This window comes from Brucella sp. 22210 (genome assembly GCF_052045675.1).
Lineage (GTDB): Bacteria > Pseudomonadota > Alphaproteobacteria > Rhizobiales > Rhizobiaceae > Brucella.
On the sequence record NZ_JBQEPD010000006.1, the window covers coordinates 31,456 to 57,768 of the forward strand.

Consider the following 26,313-nt stretch of genomic DNA (forward strand, 5'->3'; position numbering starts at 1 on the left):
ATGTCATCCTCCCAGATAAGCGTCGATAACCATCTGGTTTGACCGGATTTCTTCGGGCTTGCCTTCAGCAATGATGCGGCCTTCCGCCAGCACGATAATGCGTGTGCAAAGGCTCATGACAAACTCCATATTGTGCTCGATGACCACAAAAGTCGTTCCATGTTCCGCATTATAGGCGACGAGCCGATCCTTGAGATTGGCAAGCATTGTCAGATTGACACCACCGGCCGGTTCATCGAGCAGAACAAGACTGGGGCCTGCCATGAACGCCATGGCCGCATCGACCAGCTTTTGCTGTCCGTAGGAAAGCGACCCCGCCAGTTCGTCGCGAAGATGGTTGAGGCGGAAAAATGAAATCATCTGTTCCGCTTCCTCGGTCAGCCCGGCATCGCCCGGACCAAAAAGCCGCGAGGCCATAGTGCCTTTGTGTTCCTGTCCAGCGAGGATGATGTTTTCAAGAACAGACATCTTCGGAAAGACTGAAAGCTGCTGGAAGGTTCGTCCGACACCAAGCTTGTTGAGGTCGGATGCACGCATACCTGAAACGTTCTTGCCGTTGACCTGCACCTCGCCAGCATTGGGCTGAAGCTGGCCAAGGATGCAGTTGAACAGCGTCGACTTGCCGGAACCGTTCGGCCCGATCAGCCCGAGTATCTCACCCTGATTGACGTCGAAGGACACATCGCGAACGGCGTGAATACCGCCGAAACGCTTCTCGATATTGCGTACGGAAAGTACAGGACTGCTCATTTCAGCCGCGCTCCTTCGCTCATGTCACCGCGCACCTGACGCTTCGGCCAGAATTTCTCGCGGAACTTGCCCCACACTCCGATCAGACCCGATGGCACGAAGATCAGCATGACGATCACAAGCACGGAATAAATGAACAGATAGTAGCCTTCGGTGAAGCGGAGCACTTCCGGCAGCAGGATGACAACCGCAGCACCGATGAAAGGGCCGAAAAAGAAGCCTGCACCACCCACAACAACCATAAGCAGAATGCGCAGCGAATGGACGAGACCGAATGAACCCGGCTCGATAAACTGAACCAGCGGCGTGATCAGCGATCCGGCAAGCCCGCCATAGACAGAGCCGATGGCAAACGCCAGAAGCGTGATGCGACGTGTATCAACGCCAAGACTTTCAGCCCGGATTGGGTTTTCACGCAGAGCCTTGAAGGCGCGGCCCCAGGGAGAACGCACAATGCCCCACATGATCAGCGCGGCGAGAACAGTGATGCCGAGCGTGAAGTAATAGAATGGCAGCTGCTTGGTGGTGGCGAACAGTCCGAGATGAGGACGCGGCATGCCGACGAGACCGTAATTGCCGCCGGTCAGCCACTCTTCGTTACGCAACACCAGAAAGACCAGAGTGTTGAAGGCAAGCGTCACGAAGGCAAGGAAATGCCCTTTGACACGCAAAGCCGGATATCCAAGTACAAGGCCCACAATGAAGCAAAGCACGAGACCGACCGGCATTGCCAGAAACCAATGCCATCCGGCGAGCGTCAGAAGCGCCGTGGTATAGGCGCCAATCGCCATGAAGGACGCCTGCGCCAGCGAAATCTGGCCTGCATAACCGAGCGTCAGGTTAAGACCCATCGCTGCGATCGAGAAGATCAGCCAGGATGTTAAAACGTAGATGATGTAGTTGCCCTGCCCAATCGGTGCGAGCACCGACAAAAGCAACAATACAGCAATTGAAATATTGCGCTTGCTTGCAGTCATTACACGGCCCTCCCCTCGGAAGTGCCCATGATGCCCTGCGGACGGACGAGGATAATCACGATCAACAGGACCAATGGCAAAGCGGCACGATACTGCGCGGTGACATAAGCCGCCGTCAGATTATCGAGCACGCCGATCAGCAATCCACCGACGAGTGCACCGCGGATCTGGTTGAAACCACCAACAATGGCCGCAATGAAGGCGATAAGGCCAAGTGTTTCACCATTGGAGAACTTTGCGAGGTAGACGGGGCTGATCAGATAGGACGCCAGAGCAGCCAGAGCAGCGTTGATCAGGAATGTATAGAGGATCATGCGCTTGACATTGACGCCAAGAATTTCAGCAACAGCCGGGTTTTGGGCTGTTGCCTGCATGCAGCGACCCGTGCGGGTGCGATTGAGGAACAGCGTTAGCAGAACGACGATACCGAGCGATAGCGCCAGATTGAGAATGTCACGCAATGAGAGAACCGCGCCGAAAAACTCGATTGGATCGTTCGGGAACATCGATGGGAACGGCTGTGCTTCAGCGGAATAGAATTCTTTCACGCTTTCTTTGAGCAAGATGCCCAAGACCATCGTCGCGATGATCAGCGTGATACCCCCATGGGGCAGAATGGGTTCAACGATCAGCTTCTTGAACAAAAGCCCAAGCACGATCAGAGCAACCGCCAGCCCGATAAGCAGAGCGGGCCAGAACGAAATACCAAAGATGGTCATTGCCGCCAGAACAAAGAAGGCCGGCAGCATCACGAATTCACCCTGCGCGAAGTTCACGGTCTGGGCTGCTTGCCAAACAAGCGTGAAACCGATCGCAACAAGTGCGTAAATGGAGCCGGTCGCAAGACCGGATAACAAAACCTGTAGAAACTGGGACATGACTTTACCCGTCTGAGGCGGCAGCCAGGCCGCCGCCTCTGCTGAAAGGATTGATCAGTTTGCCGGAACAGTACCAATGACCGTCGGCACACCGTCCTTCACCTGAACCATGAAGCTTGGGCGGGACATTTCTCCGCGGTCATCCCAGCAGGTGTCGAGAAGCACTTTCGGATAGTCAGCCGCCTTCAGGCAAAGACCATGCATCTTTTCAGCAAATGCTTCACCGTCGAGCTTGCCCACCATGTCAGTGACATATTTGGCGGTCCAGACGCCGACATAACCCTTCAAAGCGTCATGCGTCGGCTTACGCTTGTAGGCTTCTTCGAACTTCTTGGCGAATTCGCCGATGCCCGGCACATCCGTCGCCGCAGCTGTGATGCCAACATGCGCGATAGCGCCATCCGCAGCACCGCCTGCAAGTTCAACCACCTTGGCTTCCGTCAGCGTTACTTCGCCGACGAGAGGCATCTTCAGACCCTGCTTCTTGGCTTCGATCAGGAAACGTGCAGATTCTTCCTGGTTCATATAGACGAAAATCGCTTCAGGATTGGCCTGCTTGAGCTTGGCAACGTCGGCCGCATAGTCAGTCTGCGCCTGTTCGGAGGCAACGTCGGCGATAATTTCGATACCGGCCTTCTTCATTTCCTCAACGAAAACGTCATGGCCGCCCTTGCCGAACTCGTTGTTCAGCCAGGCCACACCGACCTTCTTCGCCTTCAGTGTGTCGGTGAAGTAAGACGTCAGTGCTGGAACGCCCTTCTGAGCGCCGGTTGACGTGCGGAACACGAACGGATTGCCCTTTTCGACAATGCTCGGCGATTCCGAACCGACGAATTGCGGAATGCTGTTCTGCTGTGCAACCAGCATGTTGACCATCGTCGAGCCCGAATAGATCGTGCCCAGAATAGCATATGCGCCATCATCAATGGCCTTTTGCACGAGCGCGCGCGAGACCTGCGGATCGGTCTGGGTATCATACTCGCCCAGCTCGACCTTCTTGCCCAGAATGCCACCGCCCGCATTCACTTCATCAATGGCGATCTTGATGCCGTCACGCCAGTTCGTGCCGGACGGTGCGCCCGGACCAGACAGCTCGACAACCATGCCGAGTTTGACCACGTCTTCTGCGTGGGCTGCGCCGAAAGTCGCAAAAACTGCCGTCGAAAGCGCCAGAAGTTTCTTACGATAATGCATTTTAGTTCCTCCCCTTAAGTTCATAGAGATCAAGATATAGAGATAAGCCTACCCTTTTTCGGGTGTCGGCAACGGCGCACAACCTGCATGGTGCCCGTCGTGGCCGGTCAGAAAATCCGCCAGGACCTCCGCCTGCGCATCGAACATTCCAGCACCAATCATCGTCTGACAGCCCCGTTTTCTAGCTTCCTCGATAAATGGCGATACGTGCGGTTTGGTGATCACGCAAGCAGCAAACTGCTCTGACCGCAACTTTGTTACGTTTACGGGATATGGATCATTCGATTTCATACCCATCGGCGTAGCATTTGCTATCAGATCGAACCCGAAAGGGTCATCGCTACCAACGACAACCTTACCCGGATAACATGCACTGAGTTTGCCGATTACAGAATCACGCTTGTCAGCGTCGACATCGTGAATGGCAAGCCGCGCTGCTCCTCGTTTCAGCATTTCCAGCGCTATGGCTGTTCCGGCACCGCCGCATCCGACGAGAAGGACGCTTTTCCCTTGCACATCGAACCCTTCCCGTTCGATGCCATCGAGAAAGCCGATGCCGTCAGTATTATCGCCGTACCACCCATTTCCAGTGCGCCGAACAACATTGACCGCCTCAATGAAGGTGGCATTGTCCGTCATTCCGGCACATAGCTCATAGGCCTGCTGTTTGTGCGGTATCGTCACCAGCAAACCGCCGATATTGTCCACCACGCTCAATGTGGCGAAAACAACTGACAGATTGGATGGCGCAACATGCAGCGGAACAACAAGCGCATTCTCGCTGCGCTCGCGGAACAGTTCCGTCATGACTTCCGGCGAACGCACCTGCTTAATCGGATCTCCAACCACAGGAAAAAGGCGCGTCGCTCCATTTGGAAACGGCCCTTTGTCCTGCAAAGATTGAGCATTATCGCCATATGCCATGAATTCACTGATCCTAGCCTGCGCGCCCGCATTCGAGCACTCCCAGGAACAGATTAGCGAATGGCAGAGATAATATCGCCTACCAAATGAATATGAATCCATAACATGATGTTAATTATCTGAACGTCGACATTACTGGCTGAATGAGCTGACAGCGTTCATTTCCTTGCGCAACACATCGATGAAATGTTCCGCATAGACGGAAAGCGGCAGATCGTTGCGATAGGCAATATAAGTGTGAAAGGCGCTCTCCGCGTCAATTGGAATGCTTTTCAGGCCTCGCACCACGCCATGCGCGACCGTAAATTCGTCGATAATCGCTATACCCAATCCGGCTGCGACCAGACTGCACACGGTCGTCCCGAAGCGGGCTTTGATGTTCATGCGATAGTCGAGACCCGCATTGGTAAACATCGCCGCCATAATTGCGCCGTACGGGTCTTTCGGGTTGATGCCGATCAGCGAATGTTCTGACATTTCCCGAGGCGTAATTTTTTCGCGCGATGCCAGCGGGCTTGTCTCAGGCACAATGCAAAGCAACCGCCCCTTTGCCAGCGGCTCGAATTCGATCAGCGGATGATCGAAGCGCGATGAAATCGCAACGATCTCGCCACGTCCTAGAAGAAGATAGTCAACGGCTTCTTCAATCTTAAGAATGTTGAGGTCGAGGTGAACATCGCTGTAACGCTCGCGCAGCTTTGCGACCGCGCGCGGCACCATCACATTGGCTATACTCGGCACGGACGCAACGCAGAGTTCTTGCGCCTTGCCCTTGCTTAAATCCGCGACAGCCGATTGCAGATCATCGATTTTCCGGTGCACCGTATCCAGAAGATCGAAGATATTGCGGGCTTGTGATGTTGGAACATAACGCCCGCCGCGGCGATCAAAGAGCCGGATGCCGAGGGAATCTTCCGAATATTTCATGAACCTGCTGATCCCCGGAGCAGAGACATTCAACAGTTTGGCCGCACCGGCAATCGTCCCGGTCACCATGATTGCCCGGATAACTTCGATTTGTCGCAATGTCAGCATTTGTTTCCCGCCTGTTTCGCTCCTCACACAGGCATATTCATCAAATGCATGTCAAATGACTACCCACTCGCCGCCGGAAAAACCTTGCCTTCGAACAGTTTGCGGGCTGTCCGGATCGTGCCTGCGCCTTTGACCGTTCCGTCTGCCGCCAGATCGAGGAAAACCTCCATCGCGCCGCTTGGATGTTCAATCGCATAGCGGCCATCTTGCGGTGCATTCACCAGCTTAGCTGCGGGACTGGAGGGCAAGCGTGTTGCTGTCGCGACCGTCACCGCCGCCAGAACACCGACGGAAGCATGAACACGATGCGGAATGAAGCTGCGCGTCGATATGGCACCTCCGGCAGTGGGCGCAGAAACGAGCGTCATTTTCGGTACGGACGCCTCGCGCACATCGCCGAGATTCATCAATAGGCCTGCCTTTAGTCGGATTACTTCAAGCTTTGCTTTAAGATCGTTATTCGCTTCCAGCTCTTCGCGGGTCTCCATACCTGTCAGGCCGAAATCGGCAGCGCGCATGATCACGCAAGGCATTCCATTGTCGATAAGGGTTGCTTCGACACCGTCTATGACGTCCATTTCGTTGCCGGTCGGCAACAGAGCTCCGCACATGGAGCCGGCGACATTCATGAACAGAAGAGGTACGGCGGCGTGGGTGCCCGGAACGCCAGCGATTGCAGTATCACCGGCATAATTGACGCGACGGTTGGGAGTGGAAATCTGGGCAAGCGCAATCTCACCCGAATTGACCATGTGAATGCGCACCGGCGTCACATCGTCCTTCGCAGCCACGAGCCCCATTTCAATGGCCGCCGGTCCAACACCTGCCAGAATATTCCCGCAACCCTGCGCATCACTGACAAGTGGCTGGTCCACAAAGACCTGCAAAAAGAGATAATCCACATCCGCATCATCGCGGCTGGAAGGCGACAGGATGGCCACTTTCGAGGTCAGTGGGTCGGCACCGCCGATACCGTCAATCTGGCGAACATCCGGCGAGCCCATGACGCCCAGCAGCAGTGCATCAAGCTGTTGCCTATCAGACGGCAGGTTGGCGGCCAGAAAATAGGCGCCCTTGGATGTCCCTCCCCGCATCCAGAGGCAGGGAATGCCGTCCTCATACATATTTGAGTCCCTTTTCCGCCAGACGTTCGCGCATCTTGTAGATGTCGAGACCCAGCTCACCCGCCGCCAGCCGTGCGCGTTTGGCTTCCTCATTGGCAAGGCGCGTTTGTGCTGCACTCAACACGTCTTCGGCTTCGGAGCGCTTCACGACACAGACACCGTCATCGTCGGCCACGATAATATCGCCCGCCTCGATATAGCTTCCGGCACAGACGACAGGAACATTGATTGATCCCAGTGTTTCCTTCACCGTTCCCTGCGCAAAGACAGCCTTTGACCAAACTGGAAAGCCCATAGACGTCAGATCGCGCACATCGCGCACACCCGCATCGATGATCAACCCACGGCACCCCCGCGCCTGTGCCGAAGTGGCAAGCAGATCGCCGAAATAGCCATCCTCGCAGGGGCTTGTTGGCGCCAGAACCAAAATATCGCCTTGCTGCAACTGTTCGATCGCCACATGGATCATCCAGTTGTCGCCCGGTGCCGCCGAAATCGTTACAGCCGATCCGGCAACCTGCGCGCCGGAATAGATCGGGCGCATGTAGCTTGCCAGCAGACCTTTGCGTCCCTGCGCTTCGTGGACGGTTGCCACACCTGCCGCCGCCAGCCCATCAATGACTTGCGGTTTGGCCCGCGCAATATTCTGAACGACGACTGGCATTTCAATGCTCCTTGTTACTTCCTGCGACCGGGGGCGTTCCATGGGTGTGGAACGTCTCAATTGTCTTCAGACCCCAGGCCTGTCCCTTTTTGCGCTCCGACTCCGTCCAGACGATCGGCTCCCAGTCCGGCGCGAGGATCAGACGTGCACCTGAATTGGCCAGTTCCACACGATTGCCCGCCGGTTCCCAGACATAGAGAAAGAACGTGCCCTGCACGGCGTGCTTGTGCGGGCCGGTTTCAATATGAACGCCATTTTGAAGGAAGATGTCGGCCGCACGCAGAATGTCTTCTCGCTGATCCGTGGCATAGGTGAGATGATGTAAACGCGCATGGCCGCCGCCATGCTCTTCCGTGCAGGCGAGATCGTAGGTCTTGTTGTTGATGGTGAACCACGCACCACCGATGCGACCATTATCGAGCTGGATCATCTCCGTGACACGCGACCCAAGACAAGTTTCCATAAACCTGCGGAACTCCGTTACGTCGCTGCACAGGAGATTGAGATGATCGATCCGTCGCGGTGCTGCGCCGGTGTAGGCGCTTGCGGTGTTCTTGAGCACCGGCGCATCCGCACCTTGTCCCGTATAACGCACGGTATCCCAATAGATCTCGAAGACATGGCCGAACGGATCCTCAAACCGGAACGCTCGGCCATGTCCTCGATCACCCCCCACCCAACCAATGATCTTGTAGCCGCTTTCGCTGATCGCTTTCACACGGCGCTCCAACGCTTCCGGCGACGATACGCGATAAGCGATATGTCCGACGCCAGTGGTGTGATGCCGGGTCAGTTTGAGCGAATGAAATTCATAATCGTCCCAGGCCCGCAAATAGGCGGACTGCTCATCCGTGCCGGACAGTTTCAGCCCATAGATGCGCGTGAAAAAATCGAGGCTTTCCTCGAATTTGTCGGTATACACCTCGACATGCGCGAGGTGGGCAATATCAAAACTCCGCTCCATGGCGTCCTCCCTGTCATACGCCATGCTGTTTAAAGCTCATCCACGGTACGTGGAAATACTGATTGGAAGCCTTCGGCATATTTTGCCTTGCGACCACCGGACTGCCCGCCCGAATTGCGCATGAAATGGTTCGCGCGATTTTCGGCGACATTCTTGTAATAGGCCCACAAATGTTCCTGCCCTTCCATGCACTGGATGGCGGCCCATTTCTTGTCCCATACCGACGTGATGTCTAAAAACGTGTCAGGCTTCCAGCCCATCTGTTCGGTCTGGTGTGGCTCGAACAGATAAAGCTGCGGCGCGCCAAGCACTTTCTCACCCGGCTTATGCCCCCAGGCCTGTGCGATCATGCGCGTTTCAAGCGCAATCTCGGTCGCATACATATGGTCGGTATTGTAGGGGTCATATTGCGAATGGCTGAGCATGAAAGCCGGCTGCACATCGCGGATTACATCGACGAGCTTGAACTTGTCCTCATCGTTCAGACGCAGCGGATAGTCGCCAAGATCGAACGAAACGAGGTCATGCACACCAAGAGCCTTTGCCGCCTTTTCCGATTCCGCACGGCGCGCCGCCTTGACGCGCTCCAGCGTCATGCCTGCATCTTTCCAGAGCTTGGCTGACTCTCCACGCTCACCAAAGGAAAGGCAGACGACGGTTACGTTATATCCAAGCTCGGCGTGCTGCGCGATTGCCCCGCCACAGCGCCAGACAAAATCGGCCGCATGCGCACTGATAACGAGCGCCGTCTTTTTCTCGGTCATGAAACTCTCCTCTAATCTGAGGAAACTTCACAACAGACCGCGCCACATTCCAATTTGGTTATGGGCGCAACATGATAAGTTTTTGCTATAGATAAATCCAACCCGTCGATGTGTGCCATTCCAACTATAGCATTTTCTTATGTCGTCACGCCCATTTCTAAATGGGTTTGACGCGCACTTTCCATAATCCTGACAGCCAATCAGGACGCATTGGAAGCGCCGCGAGTGCATGGCTGCTTCCGATCATCCGATAGAGAGGCGCGCCTTTCGGCGCGATCCGACAGGGAGGAAGAATGCTTACCCTTTTGTTCGACGGGGTAGCTTATGGAATGCTGCTATTCGTATTGTCATGCGGATTGGCGGTAACGCTAGGATTGATGAATTTCATCAATCTCGCGCATGGCGCTTTCGCCATGGCCGGAGGCTATGTCACCGTCATTCTCACGAACCGTATTGGCGTGCCTTTTTTGGCGACGCTACCCATCGCGTTCATCGTGACGGCTATAGCCGGGGTCATCTTGGAAAAGACGCTCTATATCCGTCTTTATGAAAAATCGCATCTCGATCAGGTGCTGTTTTCCATCGGCATTGTTTTCATCGCCGTGGCCGGAATCGACTATCTGATGGGATCACAGCAGCAGATCCTCAATCTCCCTGAGTTCCTGCGCGGACGGGTAGAAATTGCTGGCGTGGGCATCGGCATCTATCGTGCATTTCTTATTGTCGTGTGTGGCGCTCTTGCTATAGCGCTCCAATTGGCTTTAGCGAAGACCCGTTTCGGCAGCCAATTGCGCGCCTCGGTCGATGATCGCCGTGTCGCGCGCGGACTTGGCATTCGCGTCAACACCGTTTTCGCAGTGACCTTTGCTGTCGGCTCTGGTCTGGCTGGACTGGGCGGAGCGCTGGGTGCAGAAATCCTCGGCCTAGACCCGACCTTTCCTTTGAAATTCATGGTCTATTTCCTGATCGTCGTTTCCATCGGCGGCACATCCAGCATGACCGGGCCACTTGTCGCGTCGATCTTGCTCGGCATCGCCGATGTGATGGGCAAATATTACGTCCCGGCGCTCGGCGGTTTCATCATCTATATCGTTCTGGTTGCGGTGCTTGTTTTCCGTCCGCAGGGCCTCTTTGCGAGGGCAAGCTGATGAATAATGCCCTGACACAGACTGTTTCCGCCTCTGATGTCGCGCAGAGCCTCAAGCGGAGAACCCGCTGGGGATTACTTGAAGCCGTTTTCTGGGTTGCAGCGGTCGCCGCCTGGTTCCTCTTTCCCGACCAGCATCTCATTTTGATCGAGGTCGTCGGCTTTGCCATTCTGGCGCTTTCTATCGACCTCATCCTCGGCTATGGCGGCGTGGTAACCCTTGGACAGGCTGCAATGTACGGCGTCGGCGCTTATGCCAGCGGCCTGTTCTCGATCTATGTTTCCGGCGAACCGCTGACGGGTCTCGCTGTCGGCGCTGTCTCCGGTGCACTTCTGGCCTTCGCCACCAGTTTTCTCTTGCTGCGCGGCGGCGACCTCACCCGCCTCATGGTGACCCTCGGCGTTGCTGCCGTGTGTCATGAAATCGCCAATCAGGCGAGTTGGCTGACAGGAGGCGCGGACGGGCTTCAAGGCATTACCATCGAGCCAATCTTCGGCGTCTTCGAGTTCGATCTGTTTGGCCACACCGGCTACGCCTACAGTCTGGCCGTATTATTCGTGCTGTTCGTACTTGCCCGCCTCATCGTCTTCTCGCCTTTCGGCTATTCACTGCAAGCGATCCGCGAAAACCCGCTGCGCGCTTCGGCAGTCGGCGTTCCCGTGCGCTCCCGACTGGTGACCATCTACACCATTGCCGGTGCCTATGCCGGCATAGCGGGTGCGCTTTTCACCCAGACACAGCAGTTCATTTCGCTCGATGTTCTGTCGTTCCAGAAATCGGCAGACGGTCTAATGGTGCTAGTCATCGGCGGCACCGGCTATCTCTATGGCGGCCTGATTGGCGCACTCGTCTACGAACTGATCCAGGACGCCTTGTCATCCGTGACACCACAATATTGGCAGTTCTGGCTCGGCGTCCTTCTCGTGTCTTTCGTTCTGTTTGGGCGCGACCGTCCTCGTCAATTCATCCGCGCGCTTTCGGCACGGCTGTCGCGGCGCACTCAGAAATCCCGCGAGGCCACACAATGACCGTCGCCGCACTGGAAACTATTCATCTCAGCAAATTCTTTGGCGGACTGAAAGCCACTAATGATGTGACTTTCCGCCTGGAACGCGGCGCACGCCATGCCCTGATCGGGCCAAACGGAGCCGGAAAAACCACACTGATCAATCTGTTGACCGGCGTGATTACCCCGTCACAAGGCGAAATTCGTCTGAATGGGGCCAATATCTCGACCATTTCGCGTGAGAAGCGTGTGAAACGCGGACTGGTGCGCACATTCCAGATCAACCAGCTCTTCGCCGAGCTTAGCGTCGTTGAAAGTCTGGCGCTCGTCATCAATGAGCGTCGAGGATATGGCACCCAATGGTATCGCCGCACTGGTGCCTTGCCCGGGATCGACGACGAAATTGCGCGGCTGGTCGAGGACTTCGGGCTGGAAAACGTCATGGATTCCACCTGCTCGTCCCTGCCCTATGGCAAACAACGCCTGCTGGAAATTGCCCTTGCCATCGCTTGCGAACCGAAAGTTCTGCTGCTTGATGAACCCGCGGCAGGTGTGCCGCAGGCCGACCGGCAGGAAGTGCTCAAGCGTCTGGCGAAACTTCCGGCCGATGTCTCGGTTCTACTGATCGAACACGATATGGACCTCGTCTTCAGCTTTGCCGACCGCATTTCAGTTCTGGTTTCCGGAGCCTTGTTTGCGGAAGGAAATGTTGAAGAGATCGCCTCTGATCCACGCGTCAAGGAAGTCTATCTTGGAGGCGGGCAGCATGGCTGATCTTCTACAACTGGAAGGACTTTGTGCCGGTTATGGCAAGGCAACCGTGCTGCATGGCGTGAACTTCAACTTGCGTGCTGGCGAAGCGTTGGCGCTACTCGGACGCAACGGAGTTGGCAAGACAACGACGCTCAACACCATTGTCGGGCTGACCCGCTTTCACAGCGGGCGCATTTTGCTGGATGGCGAAGACATAGCGCGCATGGCACCGGAACGGCGCGTTGCGGCGGGGATCGGTTGGGTTCCGCAGGAGCGCGGCATTTTCCGCTCACTGACAGTCGAGGAAAACATCACGGCCATTGCGCGGCCCGGTCGCTGGACACTCGACGCCGTCTATACGCTTTTTCCGCGATTGCAGGAACGGCGCGGCAATATGGGCAATCAGCTATCGGGCGGCGAACAACAGATGCTGTCTATCGCGCGTGCGCTGGTGATCAATCCCAAAGTCCTGCTGCTCGACGAGCCGACCGAAGGTCTGGCGCCGATCATCGTGGAAGAACTGCTGGCCGCCATCCGCCGGATCGTTCGCGAGGAAGGCCTTTCTGCCATCATCGTGGAACAGCACGCACAACAAATACTCAACATCACAGACGAAGCCATCGTTCTCGACCGCGGGACTGTGGCCTATGCGGGCCGAAGTGACGAGCTGGCCCGTGATGAAGACACACTGGGGCAGCTTCTGGGTGTCGGTCTTTCGTAGGACCAGCTGACAACTTGAACACATCGCCGGAGCCGTGGGTATCCGGTAAAATTTGGAGGAGGAAAACAATGGGATTAAAGAAACTTGCACTTGGAGCGCTGACAGCAGCAGCAATCGGTCTGCCTGCACTGGCACAGGCTGAAGACACCGTCAAAGTCGGCGTGGTCATTCCGCTGACCGGCGGCTTTCAATCAAACGGACGGCAGATCAATGCCGCACTAAAAACCTATCTCGCCACGCATGGTGATACGGCGGGCGGCAAGAAGGTGGAATTCATCATCAAGGATGATGCCAGCACGCCCGACAACGCCTTGCGGCTGTCGCAGGAACTGGTGACCAAAGACAAGGTATCCATTCTGACTGGCTTCGGCAACACACCGACGGCCTTATCGGTTGCGCAGCTTTCAAAGCGTGCCAAGGTGCCACAGATCATCATGGTGGCAGCCACTTCTTCAATCCCCGGTGCATCGCCTTACATTCTCCGGACGTCCTGGACCATTCCGCAGATGGCAGCGGTTATCGGCAAATGGGCACCGGAAAACGGTACCAAGAAATTCGTCAGCATCGTGTCGGACTATGGCCCGGGCGCGGATGCCGAAAAATGGTTTGAAAAGACGTTGCAGGACAATGGCGGCACGCTGTTGTCCAAGCTCAAAGTGCCGCTGGCAAATCCAGACTTCGCTCCGTTTCTGCAACGCGCCGCAGACGAAAAGCCAGAAGCGATCTTTGTCTTCGTACCGACCGGCGCGGGTGCGGCTTTCATGAAGCAGTTTGTGGAGCGCGGACTCGACAAGTCGGGTATCAAAGTCATCGCCATGGCCGACGTCACCGACGATGACCTCATCAATGATATGGGTGAACCGGCTATCGGCGTTATTACCGGAGGTCCCTACTCTGCGAACCATGCATCGCCTGAAAACAAGGCCTTCGTGGAAGCCTTCAAAAAGGAAAACGGCGGCATGCGTCCCAACATGGTGGCAGTGTCCGCCTGGGACGCACTGGAGCTGATTTACAAGACGCTGGAAAAGACAGGTGGCGATGCAACCGGCGATACATTTGTCGATGCTGCCAAAGGCATGCAGATCAACAGCCCACGTGGTCCGATTTCCATCGATCCAGCAACGCGGGATATCGTCCAGAACATCTATATGCGCAAGGTCGAGAAAGTTGACGGAGAACTCTATAACACGGAGTTTCAGACCTACGATCAGGTCAAGGACCCTGCAAAGTAAAAGGCGATGGGAGCGGCAATATTCGCCGCTCCCGCTTATGCTTCGAAAGCGGTTATGTGAGGTTTGACGCATGGATCAGTCTCGACCAAGTACACCGCATCGCCGTGTCTCTCGTGGACAGAGCGTTAAACTCAGCCTAGAGTTTGCTACCCTTGGCAAGCTCGAAAAAATGAACGCTGAAACACCGCTCTTCCCACACATATCGTCGTCTTCACAATCGGACACACGTCATAATTTCCGGCATCTGCGCGTGTTTCTGGCGGCTGTCGACAGCAATTCCGTAACGAGGGCGGCTGAAACCTGCCATGTTTCACAACCCGCCGTGACACAGGCACTGGCGAAAATAGAGCGCAAGCTTGGCATGTCGCTGTTTTCCCGCACCAGCACAGGTCTTTTTGCCAATCAACACGGCGAGGCTTTTGCGACACGCGTGCGGCGCACTTTCGAACTGATCGACCCGATCCTGTCCGGCATCAATCCGCGTCTTTGCATCACCGTCACTACGGCGCAGCTGGAAGCACTGATTGCTGTCCATGAGACCCAGAACTTTACGCTAGCCGCGAGGCGCTTGCATCTGGCCCAACCCACCGTCCACCGCGCAATCACTCAGCTGGAAGATGCCTCTGGACGCAAGCTTTTCGAACGCACTGCCTATGGCATTATTGCCACCCGCATAACCGTGCAATTGGCACAGGCTGCGCGATTGGCATTTGCCGAGCTTGAACAGGCGGAAGCCGATGTGGCAGATACGGTGTCCGAAGAAGCAGGCCGGGTTGTGATTGGCGGCATGCCGCTATCACGGTCCTATATTCTGCCAAAGGCAATCGCCAAGTTTCGCGTTTTGCGTCCCAAGACCCTGATAAAGATTGTGGAAGGACCCTATGTCGATCTTCTTTCCGCACTGCGACGAGGCGAGATTGACTTTCTTATTGGAGCGCTACGATTTCCCACACCAATAGACGATGTGGAACAACAGGTTCTCTTCACCGATACGCTGGCGCTAATTGCAGGAAGCGAGCATCCCTTGATGCGCCAAAGCACCATTACCGTTCAGGATTTGGCGCGCTATCCCTGGATCGTCGGCAACCGCGAAACGCCCATCCGCCAGCACTTCGACCGGCTATTTGAAAATGCCGACTGCGCACCGGATAGCCTCATCGAATCCAGTTCGCTGGTGCTAATGCGTGAATTGCTGCTCAGCACCGAGCATTTGGGCTGCATATCCTATCTTCAAGCACAGGCGGAACTCGCTCGCGGATTTCTCAAACAACTGCCGCTCGACCTTAGCCATACCGAGCGCCCCATTGGCTTGACCACACGTAAGAACTGGATGCCAACGGCCGCGCAACAACAATTCATCGATCTGGTGGCGGCACACCAGTCTTGAGAGGAACTATGAAAATAGCATTTATTGGATTTGGCGAAGCTGCGCGTTCATTTACGGACAGCTTGCAAAAGCTCGGCACCGCCAAAATAATAGCCGCCTACGACCTGAAAGCGGACAGCACGATTGCTGCCACAGCCAATGCGCGTGGCGTTGCATTAAAGCCCACCGCAGGCGAAGCGATCGCGGATGCCGACTGGATCATCAGCGCTGTTACCGCCGACCAGAGCTTCAATGCCGCCGCTGCGGTTATGGATGCACTTTCCAGTGGTCAGCTGTTTATCGACATCAATTCCGTCTCACCTGACCGGAAAAAGGAAACCGCCGCCATAGTGGAAAAGAGCGGTGCCACCTATCTCGACATGGCGGTTATGGCGCCCGTTGACCCAAGAGGCCACCAAACGCCCGTGCTGCTCGCCGGTTCAACGGCGGATATAGTGGCTGGCGACATGCGCTCTCTTGGCTTCAATTTCGAAGTTATAGGGCCGGAACCGGGTGCGGCGACCGCCATCAAGATGGTTCGTTCTCTCTTCGTCAAAGGTCTTGAGGCACTAACTGTCGAGACGATGCTGGCTGCATCCGCTTCGGGTTGCTTCGACTACGTCCTTTCGTCGCTTTCAGCCAGTTACCCGGGCCTCGGATGGCCACAGAACGTCAACTACATGTTTGAGCGGACGCTACGTCACGGTGCACGCCGGGCAGCCGAAATGCGCGAAAGCGCCGCCACACTTGATGCTTTGGGTCTGACAGGCGCTCTTGCTGACAAGATCGCCGACGTTCAGGCGTCAATGGGCGCAGTTTCTGCTCAGGAACTACCACAACGTCCACTTCCTGCCGCTGTGGCCGAAATTCTGTCACTGCGGCTTTCAGCACACAGGTCATAAAAGACGCGTTCGTCGGGACCGCAGCTATGGCATGTTCTTCATCATCTCCGGGCTCATCGGCATCATGTTCTCATTGAGATGGTGCATAACCCAAAGCGACCCAGCCAGTGCGATACCAACGATGATGAGCGTAAAGATCAGTGCCATCAGCGTCCAGCCGCCTTCTGAGCGTGGGCTCATATGCAGGAAGTAAATCATGTGAACCACAATCTGGACCGCTCCTATCCCCATGACTAGCATGGCGGTCAGCTGCTTGCTGGCGAAAACATCGCCCATAACAAGCCAGAATGGGATGGCGGTGAGAATAACCGACAGGACAAAGCCTGTCATGTATCCGCCAAAGGTCGCATGGACCTCGTCCGCGCCCGACCCATGATTGTCGTGATGGCCCGATTGGGCTCCGTGGTGCTCGCCTTGTACGCTCATCCCAGAACTCCCAACAAATATACAAAGGAGAACACGCCGATCCATATAACGTCGAGAAAATGCCAGAACATCGAAAGGCACATCAGACGTCTGCGGTTCTCGACGATCAGACCATGACGCATGACTTGCAACATGAGCGTAATCAGCCAGATGATACCGAAGGTAACATGCAGGCCGTGGGTACCGACAAGCGTGAAGAACGAGGATAGGAATGCCGAACGGCCCGGCCCGGCCCCTTCGCGAATAAGATGGCTGAATTCATAAATTTCGATAGCAAGAAACAATGCGCCGAAAATGCCGGTAATGCCCAGCCAGAACAGCGTTGCAGTCTTGTCATCGCGCTGCATCTGCAACATGGCAAAGCCATATGTGATCGACGACAGCAAAAGCATCGCCGTATTGATAGCGACCAGGCTGAGATCAAACAGGTCGGCTGGTGAAGGTCCGGCCGCATAATTGCGACCAAGCACGCCATAGGTAGCAAAAAGAACAGCAAATATCAGGCAGTCGCTCATCAGATAGAGCCAGAAGCCCAGCATGGTGCTGTTTTCCGGATGGTGGTCTTCCGTCAGATAGAACTGCGGCTTCTCGGCTTGGTCCAGATGTGTTTCTGTCATAATTCAACCTATCCAGCGAGAAGTTTCGAACGCGCATCTTCAGTCGCCGCCACGGTTTCAGCAGGGATATAGAAGTCACGTTTATAGTTGAATGTATGGCCGATTGCGGTGATCAGCAAAGCCACGAAGGAGACAATTGCCAGCCACCAGATGTGCCAGATGAGAGCGAAGGCGAGAACGACGCTGAACCCTGCAAGTATGACGCCTGCACCCGTGTTACGCGGCATATGGATGGGACGATAACCAGTAAGCGGGCGCTCGTAACCGCGGTTTTTCATGTCATACCAGCTGTCATGGTCATGAACGACTGGCGTGAAAGCGAAGTTATATTCCGGCGGCGGCGAAGAGGTTGACCACTCAAGCGTTCGACCACCCCACGGATCGCCGGTCAGGTCGCGCAATTGCTCCCGCTTCAGGAAGCTGACAACGAGCTGGATCACGAAGGACGCGATGCCGAGCGCTATGAGAAACGCGCCGAAGGCCGCAATGACAAACCATATCTGAAGCGAAGAATCTTCAAACTGACTGACGCGGCGCGTTACACCTTTGAGGCCCAGAACATAAAGCGGCATGAAGGCAAAGAAGAATCCAATCTGCCAGAACCAGAAGCTCATCTTGCCCCAAAACGGATCGAGCTTGTAGCCAAATGCTTTCGGCCACCAGTAGACCAATCCCGCCATGAGACCAAAGACGACGCCGCCGATAATCACATTATGAAAATGCGCGATCAGAAAGAGCGAATTGTGCAGCACGAAATCCGCTGGTGGTATGGCCAACATCACACCAGTCATGCCGCCGATCACAAATGTCACCATGAAGCCGATGGTCCATAGCATAGGCACTTCATAGCGTATGCGTCCGCGATACATCGTGAAGAGCCAGTTGAACATCTTCGCACCCGTTGGGATGGAGATGATCATCGTTGTGATGCCGAAGAACGCATTGACTGATGCGCCGGACCCCATGGTGAAGAAGTGATGGAGCCAGACGATATAGGACAGGATCATGATGACGCAGGTCGCATAGACCATCGAAGCGTAGCCGAACAGGCGCTTGCCGCAGAATGTCGCCACCACTTCAGAAAAAATGCCAAAAGCCGGCAGAACAAGGATGTAAACTTCCGGGTGTCCCCAAATCCAGATGAGGTTGATATACATCATCGGATTGCCACCAAGATCATTGGTGAAGAAGTTCGTCCCCACGTAACGGTCCAGCGATAGCAGAGCGAGTGTTGCTGTCAAAATCGGGAATGTCGCAACGATGAGCACATTGGTGCACAAAGACGTCCAGGTAAACACAGGCATCTTCATGAATGACATGCCCGGCGCACGCATCTTGACGATAGTCGCGATCAGATTGATGCCTGACAGGGTCGTGCCCACACCTGCCACCTGCAAGCCCCATATATAATAATCAACGCCGACATCAGGACTGTAATCAATACCGGACAGGGGTGGATAAGCCAGCCAGCCAGTACGAGCAAATTCTCCCACAAATAGCGACATCATAATGATGATGGCACCGCCGGTTGTCATCCAGAACGAGAAATTGTTGAGAAACGGAAACGACACATCGCGCGCGCCGATCTGAAGCGGCACCACATAGTTCATCAAACCCGTCACGAAGGGCATTGCCATGAAAAAAATCATGATCACGCCATGGGCGGTGAATATCTGATCATAGTGATGGGGAGGCAGATAGCCTTCATATCCGTTGAAGGCCAGCGCCTGCTGAATACGCATCATGATTGCGTCTGCAAAGCCTCGTAGCAGCATAATCAGCGCGAGAACAACATACATGATGCCGATCTTCTTATGATCAACACTCGTGAACCACTCGTTCCAAAGATAGCCCCAAAGCTTGAAATAGGTGATCAGCCCCACGACGGCGACCCCTCCGATTGCGACCACTATGAAGGTCAGCAGGAGGATCGGTTCGTGATAGGGTATCGCCTCAAGAGTGAGACGCCCGAAAATCATACTCGTAGGACTGTTACCGCCAATCATGATAGAACATTCCCGAAGTTATATTCACGCGATCATCGCGTTTTCAATGTTTGGACCTGTGTACTCGTCTGAACTCTAACCTTAAGCTATCCTAACCTGCGTCACGCCATCGACCTGAATCAGCTTCAAGGCATGTTGTGCATATTATGCATGTCATGACCCTGTTCCTGATTGGTGCTCGGAGTGGTTTGAACATCCGTTGCTGCGGGTTGAGCCGCATCACTGCTATAGCGATTGTCGTGTTGAAGCTTAGCCTTATTTTCACGGCTGTCGACGCCTGCGCCACCCATCCGATCAATATGCATCATATCGCTCATGCACATTTGGCCCGGACGTACACACATATTCAGTATGGCTTGAAACAGCCCGTCTTCGACCGCTCCGAAATACCGAACCGGTTCCTTGATACTTGGCTTTTCAAGCTTGAGATATGTATCCCTGTTCAGCGCGGTACCGTTCTGCTTCACCTGATTGATCCAGTTGTCGAAACCGGAATCATCAACCCCGTGAAACTGGAAGCGCATATGGGAAAAGCCTTCACCGCTGTAATTGGATGAGAAACCTTCATATTCACCAGCCTTGTTGATGACTGCATGAAGCCGCGTCTGCATTCCGGGCATCGCATAGATCATGCCCGCAAGTGCTGGAATATAAAAGGAATTCATGACTGACGAAGCGGTGATCTTGAAATCAATCGGCCTGTCAACGGGTGCCGCCATCTCGTTCACCGTGGCGATACCATAGTCCGGATAGAAGAACAGCCATTTCCAGTCGAGCGCCACAACCTCAACGGTTAGCGGCTTTGTTCCAGCCTCGACCGGTCGCGCACCATCAATTCTGTCTAGAGGCCTATAAGGGTCGAGTTTGTGCGTGTTGACCCAGGTGATCGCGCCCAATGCTATGATGATAAGCAGCGGCGCTGTCCAGATAACTACCTCCAGCGCAGTCGAATGATGCCATTCGGGATCATATTTGGCCGCACTGTTAGACTGCCTGTACCGCCAGGCAAAGAAAAGCGTGAGGAAAATAACTGGCACAATAATAATCAGCATCAGGATCGTCGATATAACGATGAGGTCCCGCTGCTGGGCGGCTATATCCCCTGACGGGGACATGACGACCATATTGCACCCGGCCAGCCCCTGAAGAAGCGAGGCTAGGATCGTATTTCGTATGAAACTAAAGAATGAGTCCATGTTAAACCCGACCTACATTCTGTTCCTTTAATCATGATAAGGCACAATCGCGTTTCGGGAAGACCCATTTTTCAGTTTGTGAAAATTTCGCGGCAAAGCAGCTTTTAGGCAACTATATCCGCTTTTTTTTTGCCCTGTTCCTTGATATCGTGCGGTGGTGCGACATCATAAAGCACATGATACGTTTCCCTCGGAGAGTTTCATGAGTTCGTCCGCCACGCCGACATCAACAGGTCTTGAACAAGACGCGCGACGCATCCACAGTGACGGAAAGCCCCTGTCTCCGGGCAACGTCGCCATCGGTGTTGTCATCGGTCGAACGTCCGAGTTCTTCGATTTTTTCGTCTATGGACTCGGGTCCATTCTGGTTTTCCCCAAGCTGATTTTTCCATTCGCCCCCGATCCGGTAACAGCTACCTTGATGTCGTTTGCGGTTTTCTCGCTCGCATTCATTGCGCGTCCCGTGGGTTCTTTCATCTTCATGTGGATTGATCGCGAGTACGGGCGAGGTACGAAACTGACGCTTGCCCTCGTCATTCTCGGCGGGTCAACGGCATCCATCGCATTCTTGCCCGGCTTCGAGACGATCGGATACTGGGCCGTGTTTCTACTCGCGCTGTTTAGACTTGGACAGGGCTTCGCGCTCGGCGGTGCTTGGGATGGCTTGGCTTCACTGCTCAGTTTGAGCGCACCCCAGAGTAAAAAGGGCTGGTATGCAATGATACCGCAATTGGGAGCGCCTATCGGTTTTGCGCTCGCCAGCGTTCTATTTGCCTATTTCGTGCATAATCTCAGCGAAGCGGACTTCCTCGCATGGGGCTGGCGTTATCCATTTTTTGTCGCCTTCGCAATCAATGTCGTTGCGCTATTCGCCCGTCTTCGCATCGTTGCAAGCAGTGAATTTGGCGCGGCGATGGAAGCACAGGAATTGCAACCACGGCCGGTATTTGAAATGCTGAGCAAACATAGCACTGATGTCCTGCTCGGCGCATTCGTGCCGCTGGCGAGCTTTGCCATGTTCCATCTCGTCACGATCTTTCCGCTCAGCTGGGTTGTGCTTTCGGGGACGCAACTTGCCGAACGCTTCCTCTGGGTGCAAGTAGCTGGCGCCGCGATCGGCGTGGTCGGTATTATCCTGTCGGGCTTCGTCGCAGACCGCATTGGACGACGTAGCGAATTGATGGTTGGCGCCATTATCATCGCCATATTCAGCTTTTCCGCCCCCTTCCTGCTTGATGCGGGCAGTGCCGGACAAGATGCTTATATTCTGATCGGCTTTGGCGTGTTGGGACTGACATTCGGCCAGTCTTCGGGCGCTGTGTCTTCCCGTTTCACGCAGTATTATCGCTATACCGGCGCGGCACTGACATCGGATCTTGCCTGGCTGGTCGGCGCAGCTTTTGCCCCGCTTGTCGCTCTTGGCCTGGCGACCAGCCTTGGCATAATCTTTATCGGTGGATATCTGATATCCGGTGCAATCTGCACTCTGGCTGCACTCAGCCTGTCACGCGTGCTGGACCAGAACTAAGTAAATATCGGCAAGCCAAGCTGGGTCGGCTTGCCGAATGTCGTGCGTGCTTTATGCCAGCGGCTTATAGGCAATCACGTCCATCTCCACCTTGGCGTCGATCATCAATGGCGACTGCACCGTGGAACGCGCTGGCGGATGATCGATAAAGTGTTTTTGAAACACCGCGTTGAAGCTGGAAAAATCGCGTGCGTCATCAAGCCAGACATTCACCTTAACCACGTCAGCCAATGTGCATTCAGCAAGGGCCAGCACGTCCTTGATGTTGGTGATGACCTGTTCAGTCTGGGCAACGATATTGCCCACCACCACTTCGCCATTAAGTGTCGGCACTTGTCCGGAGACATAAACGAAATCGCCCGCACGAACCGCTTTTGCAAAGGGGCGTCGCTGTCCGCCAGCCTGATTGTCAGCGGTTTCGTAACGGATCAGCTTTTCATTGCTCATGTCTAGGCTCCTCATTCAATTGGTATTGTTGCATCACTCACGCAGCGGTCAGGCGCTCACCCCATTCGGAGAAATCCTGCACCAGATGCCTTGGCGAAACTTCAATATAGTTGCGTTTGGGCGGCACATAATCGAGCGGTCGCAACGGGCTCTTGATTTCTTCGCCAAGCTCCGGGCGCACCAGCCCGCGCGACGACGGATCAGGAATAGGCACGGCAGCAATGAGGCGGCGCGTATAAGGGTGCTGAGGGTTGCCGAAGATTGCCTCACGTGGACCGATCTCAACGATCTCGCCCAGATACATGACAGCAACGCGATGACTGATCCGCTCCACAACAGCCATGTCATGGCTGATGAAGAGATAGGCAAGATCGTTTTCCTCTTGCAAATCGAGCAGGAGATTGGCGACTTGCGCTTTGACCGAAACATCGAGCGCCGACACCGCCTCATCCGCGACGATCAGCTTTGGCTTCAGCGCTAAGGCGCGTGCGATGGAAATTCTCTGCCTTTGGCCGCCTGAAAATTCGTGCGGAAAACGTTCCGCTACGGAAGCCGAAAGCCCGACCTGCTCCAGCAGTTCTGCGACCCGCTGTTTCGCTTCGCGCTTCCCCATCATCTTATGAGCCAGAATAGGCTCAGCAATTGCCGCACCTATGCGAATACGGGGATTAAGCGAAGCAAACGGATCCTGAAAAATCATCTGCGCGCTGCGCCGCATTTCGCGCAACTGCGATGCGCCCAGTTTGGTCACGTCCTGGCCATCAATGACTATATTTCCCGATGTCGGCTGGAGCAGACGCATGACCGTTCGTCCGGTCGTCGATTTTCCGCAACCGGATTCCCCAACCAATGCGAGCGTTTCGCCGGGACGAAGATCGAACGAAACATCTTCAACGGCGTGAATGCGACCGTTGGGAAGATCAAACCGCACGACAATATTGGACGCCTGCAGAAGCGGCTTTCGGTCTTCGGACACGGGTTTTGTCTGCACACCGTCCGTGGCTTTTCCGGTCTTCGGATCAACGGATGGAAACCGCTTTGGCGCTGTCGCAGCACCCATGGTCCCCAGACGCGGAATGGAAGCGAGCAGCGATTTGGTATAAATTTCTTTTGGTGCAGCGAACAGGTCTTCCGTGCGACCAGTCTCGACCATGTCGCCACGGAACATGACCACAGTACGATCCGCAACCTCCGCGACGACGCCCATATCATGCGTGATGAAGAGAACGGCCATGTTCTCTTCCTGCTGTAACTCGCGAATGAGGTGCAGGATTTCGGCTTGAATTGTTACATCCAGAGCAGTCGTTGGCTCGTCGGCAATCAAAAGCCTTGGGCGACAGGCGAGCGCCATTGCAATCATCACACGCTGGCGCATGCCGCCGGAAAACTTATGCGGATATTCTTTCAGGCGGGAGCGAGCCGCAGGAATACGGACGCGCTCCATGAGACGAACGGCTTCGTCTTCAGCCTGCTTCCAGCTCAGTTTTTGATGAAGCACCAAGGCTTCAGCCAATTGATTGCCAATCGCGAAAACCGGATTGAGCGAGGTCATCGGCTCCTGAAAAATCATTCCGATGGAGCCACCGCGCACTGAGCGCATTTCGGCTTCCGATACTTGCAGGAGATCGCGCCCATCGAGCAAAATCCGGCCTTCCGACTTCGATTTTGCAGGCGGCAGCAGCCGCATGGTGGAAAGTGCGGTGACGCTTTTGCCTGACCCACTTTCCCCCACGATTGCAACCGTCTCGCCAGCGTTCACATGGAAATTGATGTTGCGGATTACGGGTCGCCAACCGTCCGCTGCTTTGAACGAAGTTGTCAGGTTTTCAACCGACAGAACAGGACGAATTTCGCCGCTATGCTCTTCAAACATGATCAGCTTTCCTTTGCGAGACGCGGATTGACCAGATCACGCAAGCCGTCGCCGACAAGTTGCAGCGAGAGGACGGAAAAGACGATGGCGAGGCCGGGGAACAGCATGAGCCAGGGCGCGTTGTTCATATATTCCCGCCCCGACGCCAACATGGTTCCCCAGGTCGGCATGTCAGCCGAAACGCCAACTCCCAGGAAGGACAGGCTTGCCTCCGCCAGCATTGCCGAAGCGAAAACGAACGTCGCCTGCACGAGAATGGGAGAGGCCAGATTGAGCAGCACGTGACGCAACAATATCTGCCAGGTCGGAAGCCCCAGCGAAATTGCAGCCTCGATATAGGGCATCTCCCGGATCACCAGTGTCGAGCCGCGCACGATACGCGCCAGACGCGGCGCATAGGTGATCCCAAGCGCGATGATAACGGTCATCAACGAAGGACCTAGTGCTGCAACAAGCGCAATCGCCAGCAGAATATCCGGAAAGGACATCATTGCGTCGAGCAATCTGGAGATAGGCGTATCCAGCTTGCGGAAATATCCGGCTGTGACACCCAGTATGACACCCAGCACGGTTGAGATCACAACCACACCGAGGCTGACGAGCAGCGAAATACGCCCCGCATAAATGGCACGCGAGAAGATGTCGCGCCCGAACTCGTCGGTGCCGAATAGATGCGTTAAGGACGGTCCGTGCAGCTTGTTGACGATCGACAGTTTGTTGGGGGCATAAGGCGCAACCCATGGCGCAAGGATCGCTGCCAGCACCACGATAAGCAGAATGATTGAGCCGAGCATGATTGCACGGTTGCCAAACAGACGACGCAAGCTCGATGCAAAGGGCAAGGAAATGGAAGCGAGCGTCACAGGCGTACCCTCGGATCTACAAGAATATAGAGCATGTCGACCACAAAATTGATCAGGACATAGATGGCGGCGACGACAAGCAGCGTGCCTTGGATAACCGGATAGTCGCGGCGCAAAACCGCCGACACCACCAGATTGCCAATGCCGGGCAGGCCGAACACTGTCTCCGTCACGACGGCGCCAGCAACCAGCATTGCAATGGAAAGGCCGATGACGGTGATGATAGGCACAAGCGCATTCTTGAATGCATGCTTGAGGATCACACGGCGTTCACTGGCACCTTTTGCACGGGCAGTGCGCACATAGTCATCCCCCAACACATCAAGCATGGCAGCGCGTGTAAAGCGGGTAATCATTGCGGAATTAACAACCCCAAGCGCCACAGCAGGCAAAATCAGGTGATGTAATCGTTCCAGAAAGCTCGTATCCGGACCACCATAACCTGACGCCGGGAACCAGCCATATTGTACAGCGAAAATCTGAATGAGGAGGAGGCCCAACCAAAAACTGGGTACACTCGCTGCCACCATTGTCAGCACCACCACAGTCTGGTCAAAGAAGGTGCCTCGTTTCACCGCAGAGAAAACCCCAACGGGCAAGGCAATCAGCACTGCAATCAGTATCGAAAACAGCGTGAGGAAGAATGTGGGCTCCGCACGTGAAGCAAGGGCCTGCGTCACGGGCTGATTGAGAAAAATGGACTGACCTAGATCGCCCTGGAATATGCCCAGCACGAACTGGCCATATTGCACCAGAAGGGGCGCATCCAGCCCCATCCGTGCTCTCAAATCTGCGATGTCCTGCGGGGTCGCATCAGACCCCAGCATAACGGCAGCAGGATCGCCGGGCGTGACCCGGACAATGACGAATACAACTGTCACAACAAGGGCAAGCACGACGGCCATGCCTATCAAACGGTGCAACAGTGCCCGGACGATCCTCGACATGGTTTGCC

General features: G+C 55.1%; 26 protein-coding genes. 8 read left to right on the top strand and 18 right to left on the bottom strand.

Annotated features, from left to right (window positions below; translation table 11 throughout):
* Window positions 1-3: 3 nt before the first annotated feature.
* From ACTJKP_RS10015 to ACTJKP_RS10060, 10 genes are all read right to left on the bottom strand, one after another.
* The gene (locus ACTJKP_RS10015) at window positions 4-750 is read right to left on the bottom strand and encodes an ABC transporter ATP-binding protein (RefSeq protein WP_113534267.1); all 747 of its coding nucleotides are present in this window, start codon (window positions 748-750) and stop codon (window positions 4-6) included.
* The gene (locus ACTJKP_RS10020) at window positions 747-1,727 is read right to left on the bottom strand and encodes a branched-chain amino acid ABC transporter permease (protein WP_440630524.1); all 981 of its coding nucleotides are present in this window, start codon (window positions 1,725-1,727) and stop codon (window positions 747-749) included. Before ACTJKP_RS10020 ends, ACTJKP_RS10015 begins: the two co-directional genes overlap by 4 nt.
* A complete protein-coding gene (locus tag ACTJKP_RS10025; protein ID WP_440630525.1) occupies window positions 1,727-2,605 on the bottom strand; it encodes a branched-chain amino acid ABC transporter permease in 879 nt (292 codons plus the stop codon). The genes ACTJKP_RS10020 and ACTJKP_RS10025 overlap by 1 nt, the downstream gene beginning before the upstream one ends.
* Before the next feature lie 54 nt (window positions 2,606-2,659).
* Window positions 2,660-3,799, bottom strand: a complete 1,140-nt coding sequence (locus ACTJKP_RS10030) for an ABC transporter substrate-binding protein (RefSeq protein WP_440630526.1) — start codon at window positions 3,797-3,799, stop codon at window positions 2,660-2,662.
* A 48-nt stretch (window positions 3,800-3,847) separates the two neighbouring features.
* Window positions 3,848-4,723, bottom strand: coding sequence for a shikimate dehydrogenase family protein (locus ACTJKP_RS10035; protein ID WP_440630527.1), 876 nt, complete (start codon window positions 4,721-4,723; stop codon window positions 3,848-3,850).
* 132 nt (window positions 4,724-4,855) lie between these two features.
* The gene (locus ACTJKP_RS10040; RefSeq protein ID WP_440630528.1) at window positions 4,856-5,758 is read right to left on the bottom strand and encodes a LysR family transcriptional regulator; all 903 of its coding nucleotides are present in this window, start codon (window positions 5,756-5,758) and stop codon (window positions 4,856-4,858) included.
* A 59-nt stretch (window positions 5,759-5,817) separates the two neighbouring features.
* Entirely contained in the window at window positions 5,818-6,882 is a 1,065-nt protein-coding gene (locus tag ACTJKP_RS10045) for a 4-oxalomesaconate tautomerase (RefSeq protein ID WP_440630529.1), read from the bottom strand.
* Complete coding sequence (locus ACTJKP_RS10050; RefSeq protein WP_440630530.1) at window positions 6,875-7,546, bottom strand: 4-carboxy-4-hydroxy-2-oxoadipate aldolase/oxaloacetate decarboxylase; 672 nt, start codon at window positions 7,544-7,546, stop codon at window positions 6,875-6,877. The genes ACTJKP_RS10045 and ACTJKP_RS10050 overlap by 8 nt, the downstream gene beginning before the upstream one ends.
* A 1-nt stretch (window position 7,547) precedes the next feature.
* Window positions 7,548-8,510, bottom strand: coding sequence for a VOC family protein (locus tag ACTJKP_RS10055; protein WP_440630531.1), 963 nt, complete (start codon window positions 8,508-8,510; stop codon window positions 7,548-7,550).
* A 29-nt stretch (window positions 8,511-8,539) separates the two neighbouring features.
* Window positions 8,540-9,274: a PIG-L deacetylase family protein gene (locus tag ACTJKP_RS10060; protein WP_078337128.1), complete on the bottom strand. Its 735-nt coding sequence runs from the start codon at window positions 9,272-9,274 to the stop codon at window positions 8,540-8,542.
* Window positions 9,275-9,567: 293 nt separating this feature from the next.
* On the opposite strand from ACTJKP_RS10060, the gene ACTJKP_RS10065 reads away from it, so the two are divergent.
* The 7 genes from ACTJKP_RS10065 to ACTJKP_RS10095 all read left to right on the top strand — a co-directional run bounded on the left by ACTJKP_RS10065 (window position 9,568) and on the right by ACTJKP_RS10095 (window position 16,402).
* Window positions 9,568-10,422, top strand: coding sequence for a branched-chain amino acid ABC transporter permease (locus ACTJKP_RS10065; protein ID WP_078337129.1), 855 nt, complete (start codon window positions 9,568-9,570; stop codon window positions 10,420-10,422).
* Window positions 10,422-11,450 (top strand): branched-chain amino acid ABC transporter permease, encoded by a 1,029-nt coding sequence (locus tag ACTJKP_RS10070; RefSeq protein ID WP_440630532.1) that lies wholly within the window; start codon window positions 10,422-10,424, stop codon window positions 11,448-11,450. The genes ACTJKP_RS10065 and ACTJKP_RS10070 overlap by 1 nt, the downstream gene beginning before the upstream one ends.
* The gene (locus ACTJKP_RS10075; protein ID WP_078337131.1) at window positions 11,447-12,202 is read left to right on the top strand and encodes an ABC transporter ATP-binding protein; all 756 of its coding nucleotides are present in this window, start codon (window positions 11,447-11,449) and stop codon (window positions 12,200-12,202) included. The genes ACTJKP_RS10070 and ACTJKP_RS10075 overlap by 4 nt, the downstream gene beginning before the upstream one ends.
* Window positions 12,195-12,902 (top strand): ABC transporter ATP-binding protein, encoded by a 708-nt coding sequence (locus ACTJKP_RS10080; protein WP_440630533.1) that lies wholly within the window; start codon window positions 12,195-12,197, stop codon window positions 12,900-12,902. Before ACTJKP_RS10075 ends, ACTJKP_RS10080 begins: the two co-directional genes overlap by 8 nt.
* Before the next feature lie 68 nt (window positions 12,903-12,970).
* A complete protein-coding gene (locus tag ACTJKP_RS10085) occupies window positions 12,971-14,134 on the top strand; it encodes an ABC transporter substrate-binding protein (RefSeq protein WP_440630534.1) in 1,164 nt (387 codons plus the stop codon).
* A 169-nt stretch (window positions 14,135-14,303) separates the two neighbouring features.
* Window positions 14,304-15,521: a LysR substrate-binding domain-containing protein gene (locus ACTJKP_RS10090; RefSeq protein ID WP_440630535.1), complete on the top strand. Its 1,218-nt coding sequence runs from the start codon at window positions 14,304-14,306 to the stop codon at window positions 15,519-15,521.
* An 8-nt stretch (window positions 15,522-15,529) separates the two neighbouring features.
* Window positions 15,530-16,402 carry an NAD(P)-dependent oxidoreductase gene (locus ACTJKP_RS10095; RefSeq protein WP_078337135.1) on the top strand — a complete coding sequence of 291 codons (873 nt, stop codon included), beginning with the start codon at window positions 15,530-15,532 and terminating at the stop codon, window positions 16,400-16,402.
* 24 nt (window positions 16,403-16,426) lie between these two features.
* Here the strand turns inward: ACTJKP_RS10095 and cyoD are convergent, their stop codons facing one another.
* From cyoD to cyoA, 4 genes are all read right to left on the bottom strand, one after another.
* Entirely contained in the window at window positions 16,427-16,828 is a 402-nt protein-coding gene (cyoD, locus tag ACTJKP_RS10100) for a cytochrome o ubiquinol oxidase subunit IV (RefSeq protein ID WP_078337136.1), read from the bottom strand.
* The gene (gene cyoC / locus ACTJKP_RS10105; protein WP_078337137.1) at window positions 16,825-17,445 is read right to left on the bottom strand and encodes a cytochrome o ubiquinol oxidase subunit III; all 621 of its coding nucleotides are present in this window, start codon (window positions 17,443-17,445) and stop codon (window positions 16,825-16,827) included. The genes cyoD and cyoC overlap by 4 nt, the downstream gene beginning before the upstream one ends.
* 8 nt (window positions 17,446-17,453) lie before the next feature.
* Complete coding sequence (gene cyoB / locus ACTJKP_RS10110; protein WP_440630536.1) at window positions 17,454-19,451, bottom strand: cytochrome o ubiquinol oxidase subunit I; 1,998 nt, start codon at window positions 19,449-19,451, stop codon at window positions 17,454-17,456.
* Window positions 19,452-19,576: 125 nt separating this feature from the next.
* Window positions 19,577-20,647 carry a ubiquinol oxidase subunit II gene (gene cyoA / locus ACTJKP_RS10115; protein ID WP_440630537.1) on the bottom strand — a complete coding sequence of 357 codons (1,071 nt, stop codon included), beginning with the start codon at window positions 20,645-20,647 and terminating at the stop codon, window positions 19,577-19,579.
* Between the two features lie 202 nt (window positions 20,648-20,849).
* On the opposite strand from cyoA, the gene ACTJKP_RS10120 reads away from it, so the two are divergent.
* Window positions 20,850-22,175 (top strand): MFS transporter, encoded by a 1,326-nt coding sequence (locus ACTJKP_RS10120; RefSeq protein ID WP_440630538.1) that lies wholly within the window; start codon window positions 20,850-20,852, stop codon window positions 22,173-22,175.
* Window positions 22,176-22,226: 51 nt separating this feature from the next.
* Here the strand turns inward: ACTJKP_RS10120 and ACTJKP_RS10125 are convergent, their stop codons facing one another.
* Genes ACTJKP_RS10125 through ACTJKP_RS10140 form a run of 4 tightly spaced genes read right to left on the bottom strand, consistent with a single transcriptional unit; the run spans window position 22,227 to window position 26,305 of the window.
* Window positions 22,227-22,622 carry a RidA family protein gene (locus ACTJKP_RS10125; RefSeq protein ID WP_440630539.1) on the bottom strand — a complete coding sequence of 132 codons (396 nt, stop codon included), beginning with the start codon at window positions 22,620-22,622 and terminating at the stop codon, window positions 22,227-22,229.
* Window positions 22,623-22,659: 37 nt separating this feature from the next.
* Window positions 22,660-24,495, bottom strand: a complete 1,836-nt coding sequence (locus ACTJKP_RS10130; protein WP_440630540.1) for an ABC transporter ATP-binding protein — start codon at window positions 24,493-24,495, stop codon at window positions 22,660-22,662.
* Window positions 24,496-24,497: 2 nt separating this feature from the next.
* Window positions 24,498-25,358 carry an ABC transporter permease gene (locus ACTJKP_RS10135; RefSeq protein ID WP_440630541.1) on the bottom strand — a complete coding sequence of 287 codons (861 nt, stop codon included), beginning with the start codon at window positions 25,356-25,358 and terminating at the stop codon, window positions 24,498-24,500.
* Window positions 25,355-26,305 carry an ABC transporter permease gene (locus ACTJKP_RS10140; protein WP_440630542.1) on the bottom strand — a complete coding sequence of 317 codons (951 nt, stop codon included), beginning with the start codon at window positions 26,303-26,305 and terminating at the stop codon, window positions 25,355-25,357. The genes ACTJKP_RS10135 and ACTJKP_RS10140 overlap by 4 nt, the downstream gene beginning before the upstream one ends.
* Window positions 26,306-26,313: the final 8 nt, after the last annotated feature.